Genomic DNA, 21,624 nt, shown 5'->3' with positions numbered 1-21,624 from the left:
CGCTTAGTATGGACGATTGGGTGGGAAATCATACTACTTTTTCAAGCTGTTGTAATGGTTCATGACCTTTAAAAACGACTCTCTTGTCCACATGGCGCATGCGTCAGCCGCCAAGCTCACCGCTTCTTGAATATCGGCTCTTTCTGACACTGGAAACGTATTCAAAACATAGTCGCTGACGCTCCGCCCTGGTTCAGGACGACTGATTCCTACCTTGATTCGTTTAAACTCCTGTGTGCCCAAATGCTGAATCATCGACTTGATGCCGTTATGCCCACCAGCGCTGCCTTTTTCTCGCAGGCGAAGATGTCCGGTCGGCAAATCAAGATCGTCGTAGATGACGACAAGATCGTCGGGGATCAGCTTGTAAAATTTGAGTACTTCCGCTACCGATTCACCGGAGAGATTCATGTACGTCTGCGGCTTCACCAGCAGTACCTTCTCGCCCTCGATGCGGCCTTCGCCCACGAGTGCACGAAACTTGTTTTGCGTAACAGGAATTCCCCATTTGTCGCTAATCTTATCTATGGCCATAAAGCCAGCATTATGTCTGGTGTCTTCATATTTTTTGCCGGGATTACCCAATCCGATTATGACTTTCACGCTTATTCCCTCCTACTCTCTCCCCATTGTACTCGAATGGTTACGTGAACAAAAGTAGAAGGGCAGAGATGAAATCACCTCGCCCTTCTTTTTCGTGCCCTGATTTTATTCGTTCGCTGTTCCTGCTTTTTCAGCCACTGCCTCTGCTTCTTGCTCCGCATCGATTGATTCTTCGGACTTGGCCTTCACTGGCAGTACACTGATCAGCACTTCCGTGGATTCGAGCCCCAGATCTACTCCGGATGGGACATTCAGATCGGAAACAAGCACGACATCCCCGATATTCATTCCATCAACATCGACCAGGAAGGATTCTGGTATATTACCTGGCAAGCAAGTCACTTCCACACTGTGGCGGATAAGGGTAGCCACACCCAATTCCGGATCTCCTGTCATGAGGACAGGGACAGACGTGTGTATTTTTTCATTCATATTGATCTTCTTAAAATCTGCATGCAAAATGTTCCCCTGCAAGGGATGCCGTTGCAGCTCATAAACCATGACATCGTGCGTGTTCCCGTCTACACTTAACCGAAATGGCTTATTTGTCGACTGGTTACGCAGGGCCGCATCCAGCTCTCTTCCCTTGACCTGAATCGGCTTATTGCCCACTTCGCTCCCGTAGATAATACCGGGAACCCAACCTTCGTTACGCAGTACCTTTACAGCATTGCCTGTCTTTTTTTCGCGAGACTGTGCCTGTAATTGTTCCACAAAAAAACCTCCTTCGGACCGCTAGTAAAAGTTTCCTCACTAGCTTGTCCATCGGAGGTTTAGTTCAATCCCCTAACAGGGGATTGTATATTAATCGAACAACTTGCTTACGGAAAGCTCTTCGTGAACACGAATGATTGCTTCACCAATGATTGGCGCTACGGAAAGAACGGTAATCTTATCGATAATTTGTTCTTCTGTCAGCGGAATCGAGTTGGTCACAATCAGTTCCTTGATCTTCGAGTTTGCAATACGCTCGATAGCAGGACCAGACAGAACTGGGTGCGTGCAGCATGCATATACTTCACGTGCGCCTGCTTCTACAAGTGCACTTGCAGCCAGTGTGATCGTTCCAGCGGTATCGATAATATCGTCGATGATGATCGCTGTTTTGCCTTCGATGTTCCCTACGATGTTCATTACTTCGGCTACGTTTGGTTCTGGGCGACGTTTGTCAATAATGGCAATAGGCGCTTCCAGACGTTCTGCCAATTTACGAGCACGGGTCACGCCACCGTGGTCTGGAGATACAACAACGATGTCTTTCAGACCTTTTTCAGAGAAGTGTTTACCCAAGATAGGCACACCCAGCAGATGATCTACCGGAATATCGAAGAAGCCTTGGATTTGTGTTGCGTGCAGATCCATCGTAATCACACGTTGTGCACCCGCTGTCTCGATCAGGTTCGCAACCAGCTTAGCCGTGATTGGATCGCGTGCACGTGCTTTACGATCTTGACGAGCATAACCGTAGTAAGGAATGACCACGTTGATACTCTTAGCCGAAGCGCGCTTCAATGCATCGACCATGACCAAAAGCTCCATCAGATGCTCATTAACGGGAGCAGATGTTGGCTGAATGACAAATACGTCACAACCGCGAACACTTTCATTGAGTTTGAGTTGGCATTCGCCATCACTAAAGCGCACTACTTGTGCGTTTCCGAGTGGTACGCCGATGTGTTCGGCGATTTCTTTTGCCAGTTCCGGGTTTGCGTTGCACGTAAATACCTTCAGTTTTGGGTCGCGGTAGTTAGCCATGATCTTCTCAAGAACCTCCCGTTATGATTGCTTTTTGCCCTTGCGAGGCATTTTGTTCGCGTAATCGATTTTATTTACTTGACGCTCACGTGCGATCGCAAGCGCATTATCTGGCACATCTTGATTAATGGTCGATCCTGCAGCTACATAAGCATTTTGTCCAACTGTAACTGGCGCAACCAGATTGCTGTTGCATCCGATGAATGCTCCATCTTTTACTGTTGTTTTATGCTTCACAGCCCCATCGTAGTTGACGGTAATCGTTCCACAGCCAATATTGACTCCGTCTCCGATTTCCGCATCTCCTACATAGCTGAGATGTGGAACCTTCGTACCGTCACCAATTTTCGCATTTTTCAATTCCACGAAATCACCGATTTTGGCATTGCTTCCAATCTGTGATCCTGGTCGAACATAAGCAAATGGCCCAACAGATGAGTTACTTTCGACACTCGAATCAACCATCACCGAGTAAGAAATGGTCACGCCACTCGCTACTTCTACATTCGTCAGATCCGCTTGGGGCCCGATTACACAATCGGCTCCAATAGTTGTTTGTCCACGCAGGAAAGAACCTGGGTGAATCACGGTATCTGCCTCAATCTTCACATCAGTTTCGATGTACGTAGAAGTTGGGTCGATAATAGTCACACCATTTCGCATGTGACCAGTCATAATACGTTTTTTCATGTAGGCTTCTGCTTCCGATAGCTGCACACGATCGTTCACACCCATTGTTTCCTCCGGGTCAATCGCTTCGTATCCGACCACCTTTTCACCTGCATCACGCAAAATACCGACAACATCTGTTACATAGTATTCGCCTTGTGCGTTGTCATTTTTCACTTCCGCCAAGGCTTTCCATAATTTTCGGTTGTCATAGCAGTATATGCCCGTATTAATTTCTCTGATCGCCCGTTCCGCTTCCGTAGCGTCTTTATGTTCCACGATTCGCAATACTTCGCCCGCCTCATTGCGCACGATACGCCCATAACCTGTTGCGTCAGGTAACACGGCGGTCAATACAGTTGCAGCCGCTTGCTGCTCCTCGTGATAGGTCAGCAAGGCCGACAACGTAGTCGCTGACAAGAGGGGAACGTCTCCATATAAAAGAAACGTAGTTCCTTCTTTATCCTGTAAAAACGGCGCTGCCTGCGAAACGGCATGTGCCGTCCCCAACTGTTCTTCTTGCAGTGCATAAGTGACGTCCTCGCCTAGCTTGGCACGGACAGCGTCAGCACCATGACCTACGACGACAACGATATCCTGAACCTGCATGGACGCCATCGTATCGACTACATGCTGAACCATAGGCTTTCCGCACACAGGGTGCAGGACTTTGTACAGCTTCGATTTCATCCGTGTACCCTGACCAGCAGCCAGAACCACGGCATGGATCTTAGACATGTCAACCCTCCATCGTAGAAGTTCCACAATGACTATATCCTAATTCATATGTGAATTTCAAGACAATCGATACAGGATTATGGATGATTCCTTGCATTGCCAGTAGTTAAGACATATGGCAGACAACATTTAATTTTCTGACAGAAATGTGATATATTGTTTGGCGAAAGGGGTTATTTGAAGGAGGTAGGATGAGATGAGCGCAGAGGTATACTTGCTGACTGGGTATTTAGGAAGCGGAAAAACCACCCTTTTGCAAAAGTGGCTGACTCATTTGCGCATCACAGACCAGAAAGTGGTCGTATTGATGAATGAAATGGGGGAGGAAGATATTGACGGGGAACAATTGCAGGGGTTTGGCTTTCCTGTCAAAAAAATGCTCGATGGCTGCATATGCTGCTCGATCAAGGGCGAGCTGACGGAGGGCTTGAAAGATATTATGAACGCCATTGCGCCAGACCGAATCCTCATCGAAACTACTGGTGTAGCCGATCCACTTGATGTCATCGATACGATTACCCATCCAGAGCTGTATGATCGACTGGAGTTAAAAGGGACCATTAGCGTTGTGGACGCCTCTCGCTTTCTGGACCTCAACTCACGATTCTCCTCGACCGCCACTCTGGTCAAAACGATTCGAAACCAAGTGCGTTACGCAGACCTGCTTCTGTTGAACAAAACCGATTTGACTAATCCTGATGTCATAGAGCGGGTTCGTCAAAAGCTCAGTGAAATCAATCCGACTGCACCCATACACGCTACTGTTCAGGCAGAAATAGAAGTCTCCCGGCTTTTATCAGTCAAACGAACCGTTCATGAGCGACCGCTCGACAACGAGGAAAACCGCCCCATTGCCGTACAGAAAAGCATCGGCCGAATGTCAACGATGGACAGGCTCAAGCAATCCCTTGGCCTGAAAACAAGCCAACCCTCTCTCTACAATAGTATTGAAACGTTTTCCTATGTATTTACCGGACCCGTAGACGAGAAAAAATTCGAGGACTTTCTGTACGATCTCCCTAAAAACGTCTATCGGGCAAAAGGCTATGTCCAGTTCCACGGAAAGCCCGAGCTAATCTCGTTTCAACATACCGATAATCAGGTGCTCCTGTTTCCATTTGAAAATTTCGGGCCGAAGATGGTAGCTGTCTTCATCGGAGAAGGAATGGATCGAGAATTTATATTGAACGATTTAAAAAAATGTTATGGTTAACGGACGCCGAAGCACCCTGCCGAAAGTGACAGGGTGCTTTGAGTATCAGGACTTTTTAAGCACCAGCTTCGATAGTGCTTTCTTCCTCTTGACCTACGCGGTCGTATTCTGTGAGAACTGCTGCCTGAATCTTTTCACGGGTAGTCGAAGAAATCGGATGTGCAATATCACGGAATTCTCCGTCTGGTGTACGCTTGCTCGGCATAGCTACAAACATACCATTGTTTCCGTCAATGACACGGATATCATGAACCACAAATTCATGGTCAATTGTAATGGATGCAATCGCTTTCATCCTACCATCCGTATTCACTCGGCGAAGTCTTACGTCTGTTACTTCCATCTAGTTCACTCCCTTTATCTATGTAACGCGTTTAGGATTATTTCCACCTGCTGGGTAAATATTCCTGCTTATCATTATGTAATTTTTGAAAAAATATATAAATATGTTTATATGTCATTTTTTGGAAACATTTTCTACAAGTACAAAAACAGCCCAATGCGCGTGGCATCAGGCTGTTTTCCATTTTTTTCTATCCGATATAAGCTACGATTTCGATTTCGACTTTTACATCGCGCGGCAGTCGTGCCACTTCCACAGTGGAGCGAGCTGGCTTGTGATCGCCAAAATATTGGCCGTACACTTCGTTCAGTTGACCAAAATCATTCATGTCCTTGATAAATACAGTCGCTTTCACTACATTCGTCAGGTTGCCACCGGCTTCTGCCAGTACCGCTTGAATGTTGGAAAAAACCTGATGGGTTTGCTCCACGACGTCACCTTCTACCAGAGTGCCGTCTGCACGCAGCGGAATTTGACCGGATGCGAAAAGAAATGGACCTACCTTTGCAGCTTGGCTGTAAGGACCAATAGCGGCAGGAGCCTTGTCAGTTGAAACAAAAGAGATTGCCATACCTATCTACTCCCCTCTAATTTCAAAAAAACTGCCTAGCTCTATTTCAATTTGCTTGCCCTTGAAGTCTACATCCTGCAGTTTTGCAAGTGATACGTATTCATCTACCAAACGCTCAGAAACATCCGCTGACGTTTCTACCAGCACGCCGCACCCCACTACGGTTGCACGGAATTCCTGCAACAAATCAATCATGCCCCGCAGCGTCCCGCCAGCTTTCATAAAGTCGTCCACAATGAGGACACGAGACTGCTCGGCCAAACCGCGGCGAGCGAGTGACATGGTTTGAATTCGTTTACTGGAACCAGATACATAGTTAATGCTCACTACTGAACCTTCCGTCACCTTGTTGTCACGGCGCACAATCACAACAGGCACATTCAAAAACATAGCCGTCGCATACGCAAGTGGAATCCCCTTTGTTTCCACCGTCATGACGACATCCACATTTTTATCCGCATAAGCGGTTGCAAAGAGCTTTCCGATCTTCGCCATCGTTTGTGGATTTCCGAGAATGTCGGACATGTACAAGTATCCACCTGGCAAAAGTCTCTCTGGATTAGCGAGTTGACCGATCAGTTCGCGCATGAAGTGAAGGGCCTCTTCCGTTTTGACCTGTGGAATATACTTCACTCCGCCTGCCGCTCCCGCCACCGTTTTCAACAAGCCTACCCCTTGGACTTCAAAAGCCTCTTTGATGATAGACAAGTCTTCACTGATGGATGATTTCGCTGCGCCGTATTGTTCCGCGAACAGAGTGAGAGGAGTCAGCGTATGGGGATGGGCGAGCAAGTGCTGCGTCATGTCAACCAGACGTGCACTTCTGCGCAATTTCTTCATGGCTCTTCCTCCAAAACCGAATATTATGCTGATAATGTATCATTTCCATACGGGTTTATGCAAGTATTTCCCCTTCTTTGGCGCCTAACATTCGGACAACAAACACATCTTTGACAAAACCTCGCAACGCATTGTAGATCCGATGTACTTTCGCTTCCTTTTGCACAAGAGCAAACACAGTAGGACCGCTGCCAGACATAAGGACACCGTCTGCCCCCGACGCGACCATGAGATCCTTGATTTGTCTTACTTGTGGATGGAGCGAGAGCGTGACATTCTCCAACACATTCCCAAGTGATTGGCACATGAGTGAAAAGTCTTGGGTCGCAATAGCTTGCAGCATTTGTTTGGTATCGGGATGATTATCGATCTGGGCCACACGCAGGTTTCCGTAAACATCCGGGGTAGATACTCCGATAGGCGGCTTGGCTAGAATGACCCAGCACGGTGCAGGCGCTCCCAGATGCGCAATCTGTTCGCCACGACCAGTCGCCAGTGCTGTTCCACCGTAAACGCAAAATGGCACATCAGAGCCAATCTCCGCTCCGATTTTAGCCAACTCATCTCTGGTCAACCCGAGATTCCATAATTGGTTCAAGCCGCGCAGTGTTGCCGCTGCATCACTGCTGCCACCTGCCAGTCCAGCCGCAACTGGTATTTGCTTGTCGATATACAAGTGTACGCCCTGGCGTACTTGAAATTTTTCTTTCATGAGCGTTGCCGCTTTATATGCATGGTTACGGATATCATCCGGTACGAAGCTGGCAGAACAGTCCAGCGTAATCTCACCATCTTCGCGTAGAGTCATGTCCACACGATCTGCCAAGTCTACGGTTGTCATCACCATTTCCACTTCGTGATAACCGTCCGGCCGTTTGGCAAGCACGTCGAGAGTCAAATTAATTTTGGCCGGAGCTTTGACCGAGATACGCACGTAATTCACCTCTGCCTACTTTCTAAATTTCCTAGTCTCTTATTGTAGCATAGGCAAACTCTCCCATGCCACTTGATCAATTAAAAAGAATAGGATCGAGATCATTATGGGTATTTCGAAAATTCAGCTCTATTTACAGAAAAAAAGCCGGGCTGCCCCGGCTTTGTCAACGAGTTTTATATGGTGAGAAACGTCCGTGCGATCAAACCCAAACGTTACAATCGCTTAGCGGCTAATGCTTCCTCAGCAAGCTGAACAGCGCGCTTGACCATGTTACCCGCGTCACGTGTCGTGATGCCTCCCCAACCCTCGGATTTTACCGTATCGTAAAACCCAAGCTCTTTGGCCAGTTCCATCTTTAACTGCTCTGACATCAGTCCTCGTCTGCGACCCATAGCACCCTCCTTCTCGTCGACAAGCTTAGTGTGCTCCATGCCGCTCTTTTTATTGCCTCAACCAAATGTTCAGAGCTTTTCGATATAAAAAACAAAACAGTAGAACCCAAAAGGGCTCTACTGTTGTACAAATGTGATGCGGATGTGCTCGTTTTCGCGGCACACCGTCAATTCTACTGTTTCCGTCAAGATGTCAGCATAGCTGTAAGATACCCGCTCAAAGAGTTGATCGTCATCCAGCTTTACCACAAACACAGATGGGTAAGTTTCTTCGAGGATGCCACTACGTTCAACGGTTTTGCGGCGACCGCCATTAGCCTTCAGCAGGATGCGCTCACCAATGTGTCCGTCTAAACTACGTTTAATGTCAAGTAACGCGTTTCTTGCCATTGTTCCATCCACCTCGCTTACATCTATTATAACAGCTCCCTTATATTTTGTCAAAGAAATAAAAAATTATAGCAACCCTGCAGATATTTTGTCAACGGGGTTTTTTTCATAAAAAACGTAGATATTTGTCAAATGATATGCATAAAGGGCATAAATACGCAAAAACCCCCATTCTTGGGGGATCTCGCCCAAAAATAAGGGGGTCGTCTACACGATTTACGTAATCAGTCCGCGGCGCATACCTTCGTTCGCTAGGCGGGCAAATTCGTCCAAGCTGAGTGTTTCACCACGGCGGGTCGGATCGATCCCGATGTCATTGAGCATCTGTATTACTTCATCCTTTTGGGTTTTAGGAAACAGTCCGTTCATCAGGTTGTTCAACAATGTCTTACGGCGCTGCGCAAACGAGCTGCGTACCACCCGGAAAAACACATCCTGATCGTCTACTTCCACTGGCGGACGATCTCTTACCTTTAAGCGAATCACTGCTGAGTCGACATTCGGACGCGGAACAAACACACTTGCAGGCACAATCATCGCTACTTCTGTATCTGCATAGAATTGAGCTGCGACTGACAGAGAGCCATAGTCTTTCGTTCCTGGTTTGGCTGCAATTCTCTCTGCCACTTCCTTTTGAATCATAACCACGATGTTTTCGAGGGGCAATCTCTCTTCCAGCAGCTTCATCAGGATCGGTGTCGTCACATAGTAAGGCAAATTCGCCACTACGCTCAGCTTTTCCACTCCTGTCATCTTTTCTTCTATTAACTTCTTCAGATCCAGCTCCAGTACGTCCCCGTGAACGACTTCAATATTTTCATAGGGTGACAGCGTGTCCTGCAAAATAGGCAAAAGACGCTGGTCGATTTCGATCGCCATCACTTTTTTGGCTGCTCGTCCCAATTGCTCCGTCAGCGCACCGATACCGGGGCCAATTTCAATCGCTCCCTTTTCCTTGGTAAGGTCTGCTTCTGAAACAATGTTATGTAAAATATTGGTGTCTATAAGGAAGTTCTGACCCAGACTCTTCTTAAAAGCAAAGCCGTACTTCTCCACTATCTCTTTTGTGCGCGTAGGTGTGGCAATATCCTTGCCCGCTATTTGGGTCATGGCTTACTCCCTCTCTTTGTTGATGGCCGCAATGGCCGCTTCGAATTCTTCTCGACTGATTTGGAAAGCATTGAGTCGCTGCAGCATTTGCTTTGCGTTGGCGTATCCGATCCCCAATGCTTCTCCCAGCTTGATTCTGCGTTCTTTGGCATCTACTCCGGACGTCAGGCCATTTGCCAACAAATCGTCAGAGGTAATCTCTCCAGCCGTTTCCGCCATTTCGGTACGCACTTCTGAGAGCGCACGAATAATCACGTCAGGTGTCGCGTTTTCGACGCCGATGTCGCCCTTTTTGGTCCCATCCTCCTGGGTAATAAATGCGTGCTTGCAGCCTGGAACCGACTTGCTGATAATTTTTCGGATGCGCTCCCCTTGATAATCAGGGTCTGTGAAAATAATAACACCGCGTTTTTGTTGCGCCAGCCTGATTTTTTCAATCGTTCTTTTATGAATGGCAGAACCGCCAGTTTCAATCGTATCGGCATTAACCGCACGCTTGATTGCTGCAGTATCATCTCGTCCTTCCACCACGATGACTTCCTTGATCTTCATCATGTGCTCCCACTTTCGTGCAAAGTCGGTACGATACTAGTGTTCCAAAAAAAATCGTACCCAAAGCCAAAAATACATGTAACATTTGGTAAAACAGGATCGTCTAACTAACAAACAGCTTATCACAATCACCATGGAGGAAACAGAAGAACAGGAGCAATCGCTCCTGTCCTAAGGCTTCTGTGGTCCAATGATATATACAGTTTTGTTTCGCTTGCGACCGAATTTCCTCGCCTCGGACTCCGTGCCTACGAATACGTCGATTTTGCCACCTTTCATGGCGCCACCCGTATCTTCAGCTCGACGATACCCAACACCTTCAATGTACACCCACCATCCATACGGAATGACTTTAGGATCTACAGCGATTGTGTGACCTGCCTTGGCTTTTACCCCTGTCGATGTGCGTCCATATCCTGGAGAGCTTGGGTGTTTGCCACCTCCCGAAGGAGTATATGCAGTCAGGGTAACCCCGTTCAGTACTTTTTTCGGCCTAAACACTTTTCCACCACGCGAGACCGGACCCGCTGCAGAAGCAACCAGGACCCGATCTGGTTGACCCTTTTTCTGCAACGTTGGGACTGCGGTACCCACGGCTACGACATTATCTTTCTTCGGTACAAGTACATCTCTTTTGACCAGATCACGGGAGACTTCTTTTCCATCTTCCATGATCAGCTTGTAGTGTGCAATTGCCTTACCTTCTTGCCCGCTCTGTAATACGCGGGTTTTACCTTTTTCCAGCGCTGGATCATTTTTGCGTATTTCTTGAAAGGTGACTCGCTCATCGACTTTTACCATTTTTTCAACAACCCGCTTTACGCTGATCGAGGAATCCTTGGTAAGTGTAGCGGTCAATGCCGGTTCTACCCGGTCCTTCTCACCTAGCACGATGCCGCCGTCCTTCAACGCACCAGCAACATCACGACTAAGTGTCTCTATCGTTTTTTTCTGCCCGTCAACCTGGATTGGTATGGACCAGGTTGTATATAAAGTAATGAGTGCTCCGTCTTTTAGCTTCGTCTCTAGTGTCGGTTGAAGGGAATCCTTTTCCGTTACCGCAATGTTTCGCTCGGTTAAGAACTGCTCAACGGTCTTGGCTTTTGTAGCGACCGTCTTGCTTTCTCCGTCCAACGAAAAAGTGACCTGTTTTGGCTGAGTAGCCTGGGCAGAGAAATAGCCAATCATGGGAACGAGCACAAGAGCAAGGCAGCCAAACATGACTAGCCCACGATTCTTATACCTTTCCCATATCGCGCGTAACTCCATTTCCCACACTCCTTTTCCTAGAAAAGCACAAGGCTCTTCTTGTCTAGCCAGGTAAGGGTCGATGTAATTGCACTAATATTCTGGAAGTGGCCGGTACTTCACAAGGTCGGCTTTGATTGTATTTCACTTTCTCGGCTTTGTCAAATTTACCCTCCCTTTTGGCTGAAGAGATAATGGTATCAGACTAGCAAAATAGGCTTGGCGAATGGTAGCAGAAACCTGTCGAGAAGCCATGTCGGATGGACAATAATCGTTCGACACATTGTTCATCGTATGCTTCGACAAAATGGAGTAGAACCTGGTTACTTCACACAAAAAAACGGGAAATCACGTGATCAATCGTGATTTCCCGTTTTTATTAACCATTCATGCGAAAAAGACGTCTCGCGTTGTCTGCAGTAATTTGTGCCATTTCCTCGTAAGACAAACCATGAATGTTCGCCATTTCCTCACAGACGTAACGCACATATCCACTCTCATTTCGCTTTCCACGGAAAGGGTGCGGAGTGAGATACGGGCAATCCGTCTCTATCAACAGCTTGTCTAGCGGTACCTTCGCCGCTACTTCTTTTGGCTGCTTGGCATTTTTGAATGTAAGCGGGCCGCCGAACGAAATATAAAAATTCATATCGAGTGCCTGCTTCGCTGTTTCCCAACTGCCTGAGAAGCAGTGCATGATGCCGCCAACATCTGCTGCCTTCTCTTCCTTCAGGATCGTCAAAACGTCTTGGTGCGCATCGCGATTGTGGATGATGATCGGCAAGTCGAGCTTGCGAGCCAGACGAATCTGCTTGCGGAATACCTCTGCCTGCACATCGCGTGGCGACGTATCCCAGTAGTAGTCCAAGCCCATTTCACCCAAGCCCACTACTTTTGGATCACGACTGAGTTCCTCGATCCATTCCAGGTGTTCGTCTGTCATATCCTTGGCGTCTTGTGGATGCCAACCGATAACGGCGTAAATAAAGTCATACGCATGAGCCAAATCCATGCAGCTTGGAATTGTTTCAGCGTTGAATCCGATGTTCACAATCGTACTGACGCCATTTTCTTGCGCACGAGCAATGACCTCAGCACGATCCTCATCGAATTCCTTCGCATTTAGATGAGCATGGGTTTCAAATAACAAGATGGGTCCTTCCTTTCCTTGCCCTCGTTACTTCACGATTGCTCCGTTAGGCATACTTGGGTCAACAGTCGCAAGTGTCAACTGATCTCCTGCCGATGCTGCCAAGATCATTCCTTGAGACAGCTCACCGCGAAGCTTCACTGGCTTCAGGTTGGCTACGAGGATCACTTTTTTGCCAACCATATCTTCTGGGGAGTAGTATTTCGCGATACCAGAAACAACCTGGCGCTTCTCGTAGCCGAGATCCAATTGCAGAACCAACAATTTGTCTGCATTTGGATGCTTGGCACATTCCACTACCTGTGCGACGCGCAGCTCTACTTTTCCAAAATCGTCGATGCTGATTTCTTCTTTTGCATCAGCTGGCTTGGCAGTTGCTGCTTCTGTTTGGTTGGTGTTTGTTTCACTCACAGGTGCTTCCCCTTTCAAAGCTGCTTGCTTTTTCTTGTTTTCCTCCGCTTGGCGACGTGCTTCTGCTGTCGAATCGTCGATGAAAGCCAGTTCCGCTTGAACATCCAGACGAGGGAAGAGCAGTTCCTTGCGGCTAACGGTGCTTCCAGCAGGCAATCCACCCCATACACTTGCAGATTCCCAGCTCGTTGCTTCTTCATTGCCCAAAATACCCAGTTGGTCCCAAATTTTCGCTGGGGCTTTGGTCATGAACGGTTGGATCAGCACGGAGCTGATGCGGATGCTTTCCACCAAATTGTACATAACGGTTGCCAGACGACCTTTGGTTTCTTCGGATTTTGCCAAATTCCAAGGCATGGTCTCGTCGATGTATTTGTTTGTACGTCCCACCAGTTCCCAGATATGAGCCAGTGCATTGGAGAAGCGCATTTCTTCCATGTGCTCTTCCACCAACGCCTTCGTTTTCATCGCAAGGCCGATCAGGCTGTCATCCGGCTCTCCTGCATCCTGTGGAGCTGGAACGATACCATCGAAATATTTCTCAATCATCGTAGCGGTACGGCTCAGCAGGTTTCCGATGTCATTAGCCAAGTCGTAGTTCAGGCGCTGTACGAACGATTCTGGCGTGAAGATGCCATCCTGACCGAAGTTGATTTCACGAAGCAGGAAGTAGCGAACGCCGTCAGAACCGTAACGGTCGATCAAAACCTTCGGGTCAATGACATTGCCCTTGGATTTCGACATTTTTCCATCCGGCATCAGAAGCCAGCCATGACCAAAAATTTGTTTTGGCAACGGGATATCCAGTGCCATCAACAGGATTGGCCAATAGATCGTATGGAAACGCAAAATGTCTTTTCCAACCATATGAACATTGGCTGGCCAGAAATTACGGTATTTGCTGTCGTCTTCGGACAAATAGCCGAGGGCAGAAATATAGTTCGTCAATGCATCGATCCATACGTAAATGACGTGCTCTGGATCGCTCGGCACCTTGATTCCCCAGTCAAATGTACTGCGGGATACGGACAAATCCTGGAGGCCTGGCTTCAGGAAGTTATTGATCATTTCGTTGCGGCGGCTCTCCGGTTGAATAAATTCAGGGTTTGCTTCGATGTGTGCAAGCAGTCTGTCCTGATACTTGGACATGCGGAAGAAGTAGTTTTTCTCCTTCACTTTTTTCACTTCGCGGCCACAGTCTGGGCAAGCATATCCGTTGTCTGTTTTCGCTTGAGTTTCTGTCCAGAAAGCTTCGCAAGGCACACAGTAGAAGCCCTCGTACTCACCCAAATAAATATCACCTTGGTCGAGCAGACGCTGGAACACTTTTTGTACGACTTCTTTATGACGAGGCTCAGTGGTACGGATGAAATCGTCATAAGAGATGTCCAGCTTTTGCCATAGGTCCTTTACCCAATCGACAATCGGGTCGATGAATTCGAGTGGTTGTTTGCCATCCTCGGCTGCACGCTCTTGTAGCTTTTGACCATGCTCATCTGTCCCTGTCAGGTAATATACATCATAGCCGCGCAAACGCTTATAACGAGCCATGGCATCACACGCGATTGTAGTGTAAGCGTTACCGATGTGGAGTTTGTTACTTGGATAGTAGATCGGTGTTGTGATGTAATAAGTAGGTTTCATTGCAACTATTCCCCTCCTGTTTACGTTTATTAAAATAAGGAAAAGCCCACCCCAAAAAAATTGGGGCGAGCTCTATCTCGCGGTACCACCCAAATACTCCGTCCCCTCACGGAAAACGGACTTGGTGAGTCAAAACATGACTCTACCCGTAACGTGGGCATACGTCACAAACTACTAAGGTACGGTCAATGCCGTTACTGTTCATCTGCAAGACTCAGGGGCCATGTTCAGCTTGCTCGCTTATACCGGTTTTCAGCTACCCCGGCTCTCTGAAATAAGGAGGATCGGCTTACTCTTCCCATCATGGTCGTTTGGTATCATTTGCTGCATTTATCCTCTATTGTACACGACCAACCTGTTTTGTAAACATCCTCGGCAAGCCCATTTTCCTAAGGAATTTTATCGCTGGCTTCATACCAACTTTACAAATTACCAGCAGAAAAGAGAAAACTTGGAGTTTTTGTCGAATCGCCATGTTTCGTTTCGACATTCGTCGACTTATTCGACACCAATACTCCCAGTAAATTTTATCCATAAAAATTTCCATATCGATGCCAACATTTTGAGAAACACCGATTTAACAGCATTTTCGTTTTGAAAAAACATTTTGCTTTTCAAGGAATTGTCAAAATCATGTTGACACCTTTGGGAATGGCTGGTATGATAATCCCAACAGAAAATGTCGAATATTGACGATAAATGATGAGCGTAAAACAATAGCATCGACATATACAGACTTTTGGGAGGAGATTTTAACTATGATGAAATCAACCGGTATCGTTCGCAAAGTAGATGAATTGGGTCGTGTTGTTATTCCAATCGAATTGCGCCGCACTTTGGGTATCGCTGAGAAAGATGCTTTGGAAATCTACGTTGACGGAGAGCGCATCATCCTGAAAAAGTATGAGCCTGCATGTATCTTCTGTGGAAACGCTGATAAGGTATCTCACTTTAAAGGTAAAATTGTGTGCCAAGATTGTCTGACAGAAATGCCTGTTAAACGCTAATTTCATTTGATTACATAGACATGCCTTTGTGGGACGAGCCTACAAAGGCTTTTTGTTTGCTATTTTTTCTTCAGCAGCGCTCGGAAGAAGTACAGCCTGGGCACATACAAATCAGAATAGACCACATCAGCTGGCATTTCAAAGGATACGTCGCCAGAAAACTGCAATCCAACCTCCACCAAAACTTGCTGCAGTCGGGCTAAATTGATCAGCGGGTAATCAAATGTGAGTACAAGCTGCCCATCGTCTTTTAACACTCTATGAAATTCGCGAAATGCTTCCACCATAATCGGGTCTTCAAGATGCTCGAGAACAGAGATGCAAAATACAGTATCAAACTTTTGATCTGAGTACGGCAAGTAAGTCAAATTTGCTCGACAATAATAAATACCGTCAAAATAATGCACAGGCAAGCTATCTGCTACTCTTTTCCCAAATACGTCCACAATATCTTGATAGATCGCTTCCTTAGACAGTATCCGGTTATCGAGATCACAAGCGTGTACTTCTCGACAATGATCGGCCAAATAAAATTTGAATGGGTGGCAGATCCCGCATGCCGAATCAAGTACAACGTCATTCGGCCTGGCAAACTGTTTGGCCCAGGCATATTCGTACGGTCTACTGTTCCATGTAACCGGCAGCGTAAAAATAAAATGATCGTCTTTTTCATCTGTTTTCACAATAAAACGAGAATCACGAATACTCACAGCTGATCCCCCCCTTCCTTTCCTTCCGAAAACACCCTCAGCGCCCCTTACCATCGTATTCACCTGCCACGTCGAGATGACGAAAAGAAAAAAGCCGACCGTATCGGCCAGCTTTGCTCCCTCTTTAACATTTATTCACGATGATATTCGTTGTAAACATCTCGCTTGGATACGTTTCGATCATCGGCTGCTTGCTTGATGGCTTCCTTTTTCCCCATGCCTTGTGCGCAGTAATGATCCACGTGTTCCACGATACTCAGCGATTGCCACCAGGTATCATCGACTTCCGCTTCCAGCGGACCGGTGTTCCCTTCGACAATCACACAAAATTCACCACGCACCTCGCCGCTTCTAAGCCATTCCAACAGCTCATCCAACGTCCCACGCACAAATTCCTCGTAACGCTTTGTCAGCTCTCTTGCCAGGACAGCTCGGCGATTCCCCCACGCTTCCCGCATGGCAGCAAGCGTCTTTTCAACCCGATGGGGAGCTTCATAAAATATCAGCGTTTCAGGATATCGTTTCAGTCGCTCCAGCTCTTCGCGTCTTTCTTTGTTTTCGCGTCCCATAAATCCGCAAAATACAAAGCGATCCGTAGGAAGACCGGAAGCAATCAAAGCTGTTAACGCCGCATTGGCACCTGGAACGGGGATGACAGAAAATCCCGCTGCGGTCGCATCTCGTACCAGCTCCGCACCCGGGTCGGAAATAGCGGGCAAGCCAGCGTCGCTTACCAAAGCAATCTTCTTGCCCTCGGCAAGCCACTGCAGCAACCCATTCCCACTTGCTTCCTTATTATGCTCGTGATAGCTGACCGTACGTTTTTCAATTTGAAAATGGTTCAGCAGCTTTCTCGTCTGGCGCGTATCTTCACACGCGATGACATCGACTTCACGCAACGTATTTAGGCACCGCACCGTGATATCATCGAGATTGCCAATGGGTGTAGCCACCAAATAAAGGACTCCTGCTTCTTCTGACGCAAAACTGCGTTGCACATTCATTCGGAGGCCCCTCCAATCAATTCTTCTTTTTTCTTGCGCGTTAATCGTTTGATGCTATCTTCACGCTTGAGACCCCAGGAACGGTCTGCTCCTTCTTCCCAATAGAGCAGCTCCACTGGCCCGCGGCCTCTCGTATACTTGGCACCCTTTCCTTCATTATGAGCAGCCAAGCGACGGATCAGCTCTGTCGTATATCCGGTGTAGAGTGTCCCATCCGCACAAGAGAGGATGTAGACATAATGACTCTTACTCGAGGGAATCTCGTCTGCCATAATAGATTTCCTGTAGTTCTTCACAGTATTGCTCTCCATTTTCATACACAATCAGCGGTGGCTGAATTCTCAGCTCCGGCTTTCCACCCCTTATTCCCTCGATCAGAACCATATTTGGCTCTGCTTCCCTGCGCGGATAAACCAGGCGCATCCGTTTCGGCTCGATGCCGTATTGGCGCATAAGCGAAATGATGTCGATTAAACGTGTGGATCGATGCACGAGCGCCAGCTTCCCGCCATTTTTTAGCAGCTGGCTCCCCACGCGAATGACATCTTCCAAGGACAGCATAATCTCATGACGGGCAATCGCAAAGTGCTCGCTGATGTTTTTCTCCCCACTGGTCGCAGGCATATACGGCGGATTGCATGTGATCAAATCGTACTTCCCATGCCCGAACAGCGACACCGCATCCTTCACATCGCCGTGATGCATCGTAATTCGTTCGTTCAAGCCATTCAATGTCACATTGCGGCTCGCCATACTGAACAAACGCTCTTGAATTTCGATTCCATCAAAACTGGCTTCTGGCGTACGCGTGGTCATAATGAGCGGTATAGCCCCATTGCCCGTGCACATATCCAATACTTTTCCGCGCTTCGGCACAGATGCGAATCGCGCCAAAAGAACAGCGTCCATCGAGAAACAAAACACTTCGTGGCTCTGGATTATTTTCATTTCATGTGTCAATAAATCATCGATGCGCTCTGTTTCATAAAGCGGCACGTTGGTGACAGGTTCCATCTGTGGCTCGTACTCCCTTTTGTTCTTGTCTTATTATTCCTATCCGGAAAAAAGCGACCTGACACGTGGCCCAGGTCGCTTTTTTCATGTGGTGCTGGTTACTCACCGCTTATTTTTGAGGGCCGCCGCTCAGGAATGAGAGACAGAACAGGCAATCCCCTTCTTTTCGCAGGCTGCCGAAATGCACATTGCAGATATGAAATCCTTCCGCGTACAAACGGGCGAGGTTGTCATATCCTTCTCCGACCACTGCCTTTTTGGCTTTTTCCTTCGCGACAGGGCTTGTTCCCTTTTGTTTTGGTTGGGAGCCGGTCTTCTTCCTGTCTAGTCGGTTGCGAAGGTGCTGGTTTTCAACGAGTAATTGGGCGTTTTCCTCCATCAAAACAACGATGACGTCTTTCAGTTCACCAATTTCCTTATAAAGGTCGCCAATACGTTCTTCAATGCTCGCCATCTTGACGAAGATTTCCCGTTTGTCCACTAGCTCACCTCTCCCCTACCCCCACACTTTATTCAAAGGTGGGGAGACCTATCGCAATCTCATCCAATCCGAACTCGGTGACGCGTTTGTCGATTGAAAGCTCTACTTGGACAGATTGGTCAAGTACGTTTACGGAAACGACTCGTCCATTCCCCATCGGGGTGTTGACCATTTTGCCGATGTCCGGCATCTCATCCTTCGAGCTTTCATAGTTGTCGTTCTCGTATTTTAAACAGCACATCAGCCGGCCGCACAGACCAGAGATTTTGGCTGGATTCAACGAAAGATTTTGGTCCTTGGCCATTTTGATCGAGACAGGCTCGAAATCGCCGAGGAACGTCGAACAGCAAAGCAACCTGCCACAAGGGCCGATCCCGCCAAGCATTTTGGCTTCGTCACGCACACCGATCTGGCGAAGCTCAATCCGGGTGCGGAATACGGAGGCGAGGTCTTTTACCAGCTCACGGAAATCAACCCTGCCGTCAGCGGTAAAATAAAAAATAATCTTGTTGCGGTCGAACGTGTATTCCACATCGACCAGCTTCATATCGAGCTTGTGCTCTTTGATTTTCGTCTGACATACAGCAAAAGCATTCTTGGCGGCTTGCTTGTTTTCGTCCACCTGTTTCGCATCTCGCTCGTCTGCCATCCGAATGACTTTTTTCAGCGGCAATACGACATCAGACTCAGCCACTTCTTTTTTGCCAATGACGACCTTGCCAAATTCGACCCCTCGCGCCGTTTCAACGATGACGGTGCAGTCTTGCTCAATCGGCAGTCGGTCAGGGTCGAAGTAATATATTTTGCCCGCTTTCTTAAAGCGGACCCCAACAACCTCGTACAAGGGTTATCCCTCCTGGAATTGAAGAACCAACCGCTCAAGAGCCAACTGTGCGTTGGCATTTCGCTCTATCCGATTTTTCGTCTCCATGACCAAATCTATCCCGCGCAAGAGCTCAGCTTTTGTCCATACCAGTGCTTGTCCTTGCAGCACATCCTGTTGGTCGCTGTTAATGAGATGGGCATGCCTGCCTACTTGCAAATACAGGATATCGCGCAGCCAAAGGATGAGCAAATCTAAAAAGAGGGGTAGTTCCTCTTTACTTTTGTCGCTCTTTTGCAACATATCATGGATCGTTAAGAGTGCAGATGAATTGCGCTGTTTGCACTCCTGCACCAATTGTATCACTAGATTTCTTAGCTGTGCAAACGATTCTGATTGGCTGAGTGTCATGGCTTCTTCCACATTTGTCGTAATGTGGGAAGCAACCTGCGCCATTCCCGCCAAAACGCCCTCTGCACGCAGCTTTTCCGCAATCGATTCTGAAGAAAGTGGTGAAAATTGAACGATTTGGCATCGCGATAAAATCGTAGGAAGAATCGCATGGCTGTGCTCTGTCAAAAGAAGTGCCAGGACACCAGCGGGCGGTTCCTCCAGAAACTTGAGCAGACTGTTGGCAGCCTGTGTCGTCATTTTATCGACGTGCTCGATGATATATACCTTGCGTGACGATTCGACGGCGCGCATCGCCATTTCTTTTTGCAGCGAACGGATCTGGTCGATCTTAATCGAAGCCCCATCAGGCGTAATAAACAACACATCCGGGTGATTGCCACCCTCTATGCGCCTGCATGTAACACAGGCCCCGCAGGCGTCTGCCTCCCTTTCCGTACAAAAAAGGGACTTCGCCAGATGCAGGGCCATCTGCTTTTTACCTGAACCTTTGGGACCCGCCAGCAAGTAGGCGTGTGCCAATCGTTCGTTGCGCAAACTATGATACAGCAGTTCCTGTGCTCGTGGCTGCTGGGAAAAACGGGTCCATGTCATGATGGTTTCACACCCACTAAAAATACAAATTGATCAACATGCCGCGGATTTCGCCAATCCTGGCTAACAAATCAATCGTTGGTGCCTGCTCGCTCAAGAGCTCATCTGTCAGTTTGAGCAGCTCTGCATCCACCTCTTTGACGATTTTATACAGCCTGCTGCGGCCACGCCGATTCATTCCTCGTCTGTCATCTAAGGCTATGCCGAACTTCACAGCTTCTTCCATGAACTGCTTGACGAGATTTTTATAAGCATAGAAGTCACGAACGGCACGGGAACGAGCAAGAATCTGTCCCTGCCTGTCTATGTCTGTCAGTAGCCGGGTAAGCTTCTCCTGAGACATGCGTTCGTCTTCTCCTTGAATCATCGTGCCAAAATTCAGCTTTTCCAGTTGAGGATTCTTGCGTGAATCCGTCGTTTTGATCAAGTCCAGTTTAGGCCGTAACCCATCACTGATTTTCATATCGCCACCTCCGTCGCCCGATCCAATACAAGGTTTGTCCCCGTGAGATCAAGTATATACGAAAGTTGCGAAAAAAGAGAGAAGGAACCACGTTAAAATGAGTGGAACTCTCCGACATCCAATACGAATACTGCCGCTCCACCCACCTGTACCTCCAACGGATATGGCATGAACGAATCTACAGCATTGCTGAGTGGAGAGACGGGAGTGACCATTTGTTTGCGGGATTTGCAATTATGCGCAATGATGTCGATTACTTCCGGCACGCTTTCGTCAGACGTACCGATCAAAAAAGTTGTGTTACCGGCGCGTAAAAAGCTACCCGTACTAGCCAGCTTCGTAGCACGAAAACCTTTTTTCACCAGTTGCTGAGACAGACGACCACTATCTTTATCTTGGACGACCGCAACTACCATTTTCATCGGCTATCACCCTTTCTCCCATGATCAATTCCCAATTTGACTTCTTCATTGTATGAAAAACACGTAGGCTTGGTACGTTATTTCGCTTAAACATATTATACAGCATGTACATCATCCTGCGGTACAGGG

At 47.7% G+C, this 21,624-nt stretch carries 26 protein-coding genes and 1 other annotated feature; of the genes, 2 read left to right on the top strand and 24 right to left on the bottom strand.

Features of this window, described 5'->3' with window-relative positions; translation table 11 throughout:
- Nucleotides 1–33 precede the first annotated feature (33 nt).
- From pth to glmU, 4 genes are all read right to left on the bottom strand, one after another.
- The gene (gene pth / locus M3630_RS25380; RefSeq protein ID WP_088910194.1) at nt 34–603 is read right to left on the bottom strand and encodes an aminoacyl-tRNA hydrolase; all 570 of its coding nucleotides are present in this window, start codon (nt 601–603) and stop codon (nt 34–36) included.
- A 105-nt stretch (nt 604–708) separates the two neighbouring features.
- The gene (locus M3630_RS25375) at nt 709–1,317 is read right to left on the bottom strand and encodes a 50S ribosomal protein L25 (RefSeq protein ID WP_251253934.1); all 609 of its coding nucleotides are present in this window, start codon (nt 1,315–1,317) and stop codon (nt 709–711) included.
- Nucleotides 1,318–1,407: 90 nt separating this feature from the next.
- Nucleotides 1,408–2,358, bottom strand: a complete 951-nt coding sequence (locus tag M3630_RS25370) for a ribose-phosphate diphosphokinase (RefSeq protein WP_007726399.1) — start codon at nt 2,356–2,358, stop codon at nt 1,408–1,410.
- Between the two features lie 21 nt (nt 2,359–2,379).
- Nucleotides 2,380–3,765: a bifunctional UDP-N-acetylglucosamine diphosphorylase/glucosamine-1-phosphate N-acetyltransferase GlmU gene (glmU, locus tag M3630_RS25365; protein ID WP_173612097.1), complete on the bottom strand. Its 1,386-nt coding sequence runs from the start codon at nt 3,763–3,765 to the stop codon at nt 2,380–2,382.
- Between the two features lie 196 nt (nt 3,766–3,961).
- On the opposite strand from glmU, the gene M3630_RS25360 reads away from it, so the two are divergent.
- Nucleotides 3,962–4,978: a CobW family GTP-binding protein gene (locus tag M3630_RS25360; protein WP_251253933.1), complete on the top strand. Its 1,017-nt coding sequence runs from the start codon at nt 3,962–3,964 to the stop codon at nt 4,976–4,978.
- Between the two features lie 55 nt (nt 4,979–5,033).
- Here the strand turns inward: M3630_RS25360 and spoVG are convergent, their stop codons facing one another.
- From spoVG to metG, 11 genes are all read right to left on the bottom strand, one after another.
- Complete coding sequence (gene spoVG / locus M3630_RS25355) at nt 5,034–5,321, bottom strand: septation regulator SpoVG (protein ID WP_007719936.1); 288 nt, start codon at nt 5,319–5,321, stop codon at nt 5,034–5,036.
- A gap of 190 nt (nt 5,322–5,511) precedes the next feature.
- On the bottom strand, nt 5,512–5,892 hold the full coding sequence (locus tag M3630_RS25350) for a RidA family protein (protein WP_047074468.1): 381 nt from the start codon (nt 5,890–5,892) through the stop codon (nt 5,512–5,514).
- Between the two features lie 6 nt (nt 5,893–5,898).
- Complete coding sequence (gene purR / locus M3630_RS25345) at nt 5,899–6,732, bottom strand: pur operon repressor (protein WP_251253932.1); 834 nt, start codon at nt 6,730–6,732, stop codon at nt 5,899–5,901.
- Between the two features lie 55 nt (nt 6,733–6,787).
- A complete protein-coding gene (gene ispE, locus M3630_RS25340) occupies nt 6,788–7,666 on the bottom strand; it encodes a 4-(cytidine 5'-diphospho)-2-C-methyl-D-erythritol kinase (RefSeq protein WP_047074466.1) in 879 nt (292 codons plus the stop codon).
- Between the two features lie 215 nt (nt 7,667–7,881).
- Nucleotides 7,882–8,061: a small, acid-soluble spore protein, alpha/beta type gene (locus tag M3630_RS25335; protein ID WP_173612100.1), complete on the bottom strand. Its 180-nt coding sequence runs from the start codon at nt 8,059–8,061 to the stop codon at nt 7,882–7,884.
- A 117-nt stretch (nt 8,062–8,178) separates the two neighbouring features.
- Nucleotides 8,179–8,451, bottom strand: a complete 273-nt coding sequence (gene veg, locus M3630_RS25330; RefSeq protein WP_005830485.1) for a biofilm formation stimulator Veg — start codon at nt 8,449–8,451, stop codon at nt 8,179–8,181.
- 216 nt (nt 8,452–8,667) lie between these two features.
- On the bottom strand, nt 8,668–9,561 hold the full coding sequence (gene rsmA / locus M3630_RS25325; RefSeq protein ID WP_173612101.1) for a 16S rRNA (adenine(1518)-N(6)/adenine(1519)-N(6))-dimethyltransferase RsmA: 894 nt from the start codon (nt 9,559–9,561) through the stop codon (nt 8,668–8,670).
- Nucleotides 9,562–9,564: 3 nt separating this feature from the next.
- Complete coding sequence (rnmV, locus tag M3630_RS25320) at nt 9,565–10,113, bottom strand: ribonuclease M5 (RefSeq protein ID WP_173612168.1); 549 nt, start codon at nt 10,111–10,113, stop codon at nt 9,565–9,567.
- 171 nt (nt 10,114–10,284) lie between these two features.
- Entirely contained in the window at nt 10,285–11,382 is a 1,098-nt protein-coding gene (locus M3630_RS25315) for a resuscitation-promoting factor (protein ID WP_251253931.1), read from the bottom strand.
- A gap of 358 nt (nt 11,383–11,740) precedes the next feature.
- Nucleotides 11,741–12,511: a TatD family hydrolase gene (locus tag M3630_RS25310; RefSeq protein ID WP_251253930.1), complete on the bottom strand. Its 771-nt coding sequence runs from the start codon at nt 12,509–12,511 to the stop codon at nt 11,741–11,743.
- Between the two features lie 27 nt (nt 12,512–12,538).
- On the bottom strand, nt 12,539–14,566 hold the full coding sequence (gene metG, locus M3630_RS25305) for a methionine--tRNA ligase (RefSeq protein WP_173612104.1): 2,028 nt from the start codon (nt 14,564–14,566) through the stop codon (nt 12,539–12,541).
- Nucleotides 14,567–14,624: 58 nt separating this feature from the next.
- Nucleotides 14,625–14,880: a binding site (T-box leader), on the bottom strand.
- 444 nt (nt 14,881–15,324) lie between these two features.
- Between metG and M3630_RS25300 the strand changes: the two genes are divergently transcribed.
- Nucleotides 15,325–15,573, top strand: coding sequence for an AbrB/MazE/SpoVT family DNA-binding domain-containing protein (locus M3630_RS25300; RefSeq protein ID WP_007719913.1), 249 nt, complete (start codon nt 15,325–15,327; stop codon nt 15,571–15,573).
- 59 nt (nt 15,574–15,632) lie between these two features.
- Here the strand turns inward: M3630_RS25300 and M3630_RS25295 are convergent, their stop codons facing one another.
- The 9 genes from M3630_RS25295 to M3630_RS25255 form a co-directional block, all read right to left on the bottom strand.
- Nucleotides 15,633–16,283 (bottom strand): class I SAM-dependent methyltransferase, encoded by a 651-nt coding sequence (locus M3630_RS25295; protein ID WP_251253929.1) that lies wholly within the window; start codon nt 16,281–16,283, stop codon nt 15,633–15,635.
- A gap of 131 nt (nt 16,284–16,414) precedes the next feature.
- On the bottom strand, nt 16,415–17,287 hold the full coding sequence (gene rsmI, locus M3630_RS25290; protein WP_173612106.1) for a 16S rRNA (cytidine(1402)-2'-O)-methyltransferase: 873 nt from the start codon (nt 17,285–17,287) through the stop codon (nt 16,415–16,417).
- Nucleotides 17,284–17,559, bottom strand: a complete 276-nt coding sequence (locus M3630_RS25285; RefSeq protein WP_251253928.1) for a GIY-YIG nuclease family protein — start codon at nt 17,557–17,559, stop codon at nt 17,284–17,286. The genes rsmI and M3630_RS25285 overlap by 4 nt, the downstream gene beginning before the upstream one ends.
- The gene (locus M3630_RS25280; RefSeq protein ID WP_173612107.1) at nt 17,534–18,301 is read right to left on the bottom strand and encodes a tRNA1(Val) (adenine(37)-N6)-methyltransferase; all 768 of its coding nucleotides are present in this window, start codon (nt 18,299–18,301) and stop codon (nt 17,534–17,536) included. Before M3630_RS25280 ends, M3630_RS25285 begins: the two co-directional genes overlap by 26 nt.
- Nucleotides 18,302–18,410: 109 nt before the next feature.
- Nucleotides 18,411–18,782 (bottom strand): DNA replication initiation control protein YabA, encoded by a 372-nt coding sequence (gene yabA, locus M3630_RS25275; protein ID WP_173605680.1) that lies wholly within the window; start codon nt 18,780–18,782, stop codon nt 18,411–18,413.
- Between the two features lie 28 nt (nt 18,783–18,810).
- A complete protein-coding gene (locus tag M3630_RS25270) occupies nt 18,811–19,626 on the bottom strand; it encodes a PSP1 domain-containing protein (protein WP_173612108.1) in 816 nt (271 codons plus the stop codon).
- Between the two features lie 3 nt (nt 19,627–19,629).
- A complete protein-coding gene (gene holB, locus M3630_RS25265; RefSeq protein WP_251253927.1) occupies nt 19,630–20,610 on the bottom strand; it encodes a DNA polymerase III subunit delta' in 981 nt (326 codons plus the stop codon).
- A 16-nt stretch (nt 20,611–20,626) separates the two neighbouring features.
- Complete coding sequence (locus M3630_RS25260) at nt 20,627–21,073, bottom strand: YaaR family protein (protein ID WP_007719898.1); 447 nt, start codon at nt 21,071–21,073, stop codon at nt 20,627–20,629.
- Nucleotides 21,074–21,165: 92 nt separating this feature from the next.
- A complete protein-coding gene (locus tag M3630_RS25255) occupies nt 21,166–21,495 on the bottom strand; it encodes a cyclic-di-AMP receptor (protein WP_007719896.1) in 330 nt (109 codons plus the stop codon).
- Nucleotides 21,496–21,624 lie beyond the last annotated feature (129 nt).

The sequence above is a fragment of the Brevibacillus sp. MER 51 genome (genome assembly GCF_023714195.1).
GTDB lineage: Bacteria > Bacillota > Bacilli > Brevibacillales > Brevibacillaceae > Brevibacillus.
This window is presented reverse-complemented; position numbering and strand designations above follow the sequence as displayed.

Coding starts and splice junctions, on each gene's coding strand:
- M3630_RS25370 (WP_007726399.1), bottom strand. CDS start 2,358: ATGGCTAACTACCGCGACCCAAAACTGAAGGTATTTACGTGCAACGCA.
- glmU (WP_173612097.1), bottom strand. CDS start 3,765: ATGTCTAAGATCCATGCCGTGGTTCTGGCTGCTGGTCAGGGTACACGG.
- M3630_RS25360 (WP_251253933.1), top strand. CDS start 3,962: ATGAGCGCAGAGGTATACTTGCTGACTGGGTATTTAGGAAGCGGAAAA.
- spoVG (WP_007719936.1), bottom strand. CDS start 5,321: ATGGAAGTAACAGACGTAAGACTTCGCCGAGTGAATACGGATGGTAGG.
- M3630_RS25350 (WP_047074468.1), bottom strand. CDS start 5,892: ATGGCAATCTCTTTTGTTTCAACTGACAAGGCTCCTGCCGCTATTGGT.
- purR (WP_251253932.1), bottom strand. CDS start 6,732: ATGAAGAAATTGCGCAGAAGTGCACGTCTGGTTGACATGACGCAGCAC.
- M3630_RS25335 (WP_173612100.1), bottom strand. CDS start 8,061: ATGGGTCGCAGACGAGGACTGATGTCAGAGCAGTTAAAGATGGAACTG.
- veg (WP_005830485.1), bottom strand. CDS start 8,451: ATGGCAAGAAACGCGTTACTTGACATTAAACGTAGTTTAGACGGACAC.
- rsmA (WP_173612101.1), bottom strand. CDS start 9,561: ATGACCCAAATAGCGGGCAAGGATATTGCCACACCTACGCGCACAAAA.
- rnmV (WP_173612168.1), bottom strand. CDS start 10,113: ATGAAGATCAAGGAAGTCATCGTGGTGGAAGGACGAGATGATACTGCA.
- M3630_RS25315 (WP_251253931.1), bottom strand. CDS start 11,382: ATGGAGTTACGCGCGATATGGGAAAGGTATAAGAATCGTGGGCTAGTC.
- metG (WP_173612104.1), bottom strand. CDS start 14,566: ATGAAACCTACTTATTACATCACAACACCGATCTACTATCCAAGTAAC.
- M3630_RS25300 (WP_007719913.1), top strand. CDS start 15,325: ATGATGAAATCAACCGGTATCGTTCGCAAAGTAGATGAATTGGGTCGT.
- rsmI (WP_173612106.1), bottom strand. CDS start 17,287: ATGAATGTGCAACGCAGTTTTGCGTCAGAAGAAGCAGGAGTCCTTTAT.
- M3630_RS25285 (WP_251253928.1), bottom strand. CDS start 17,559: ATGGCAGACGAGATTCCCTCGAGTAAGAGTCATTATGTCTACATCCTC.
- M3630_RS25280 (WP_173612107.1), bottom strand. CDS start 18,301: ATGGAACCTGTCACCAACGTGCCGCTTTATGAAACAGAGCGCATCGAT.
- holB (WP_251253927.1), bottom strand. CDS start 20,610: ATGACATGGACCCGTTTTTCCCAGCAGCCACGAGCACAGGAACTGCTG.
- M3630_RS25260 (WP_007719898.1), bottom strand. CDS start 21,073: ATGAAAATCAGTGATGGGTTACGGCCTAAACTGGACTTGATCAAAACG.
- M3630_RS25255 (WP_007719896.1), bottom strand. CDS start 21,495: ATGAAAATGGTAGTTGCGGTCGTCCAAGATAAAGATAGTGGTCGTCTG.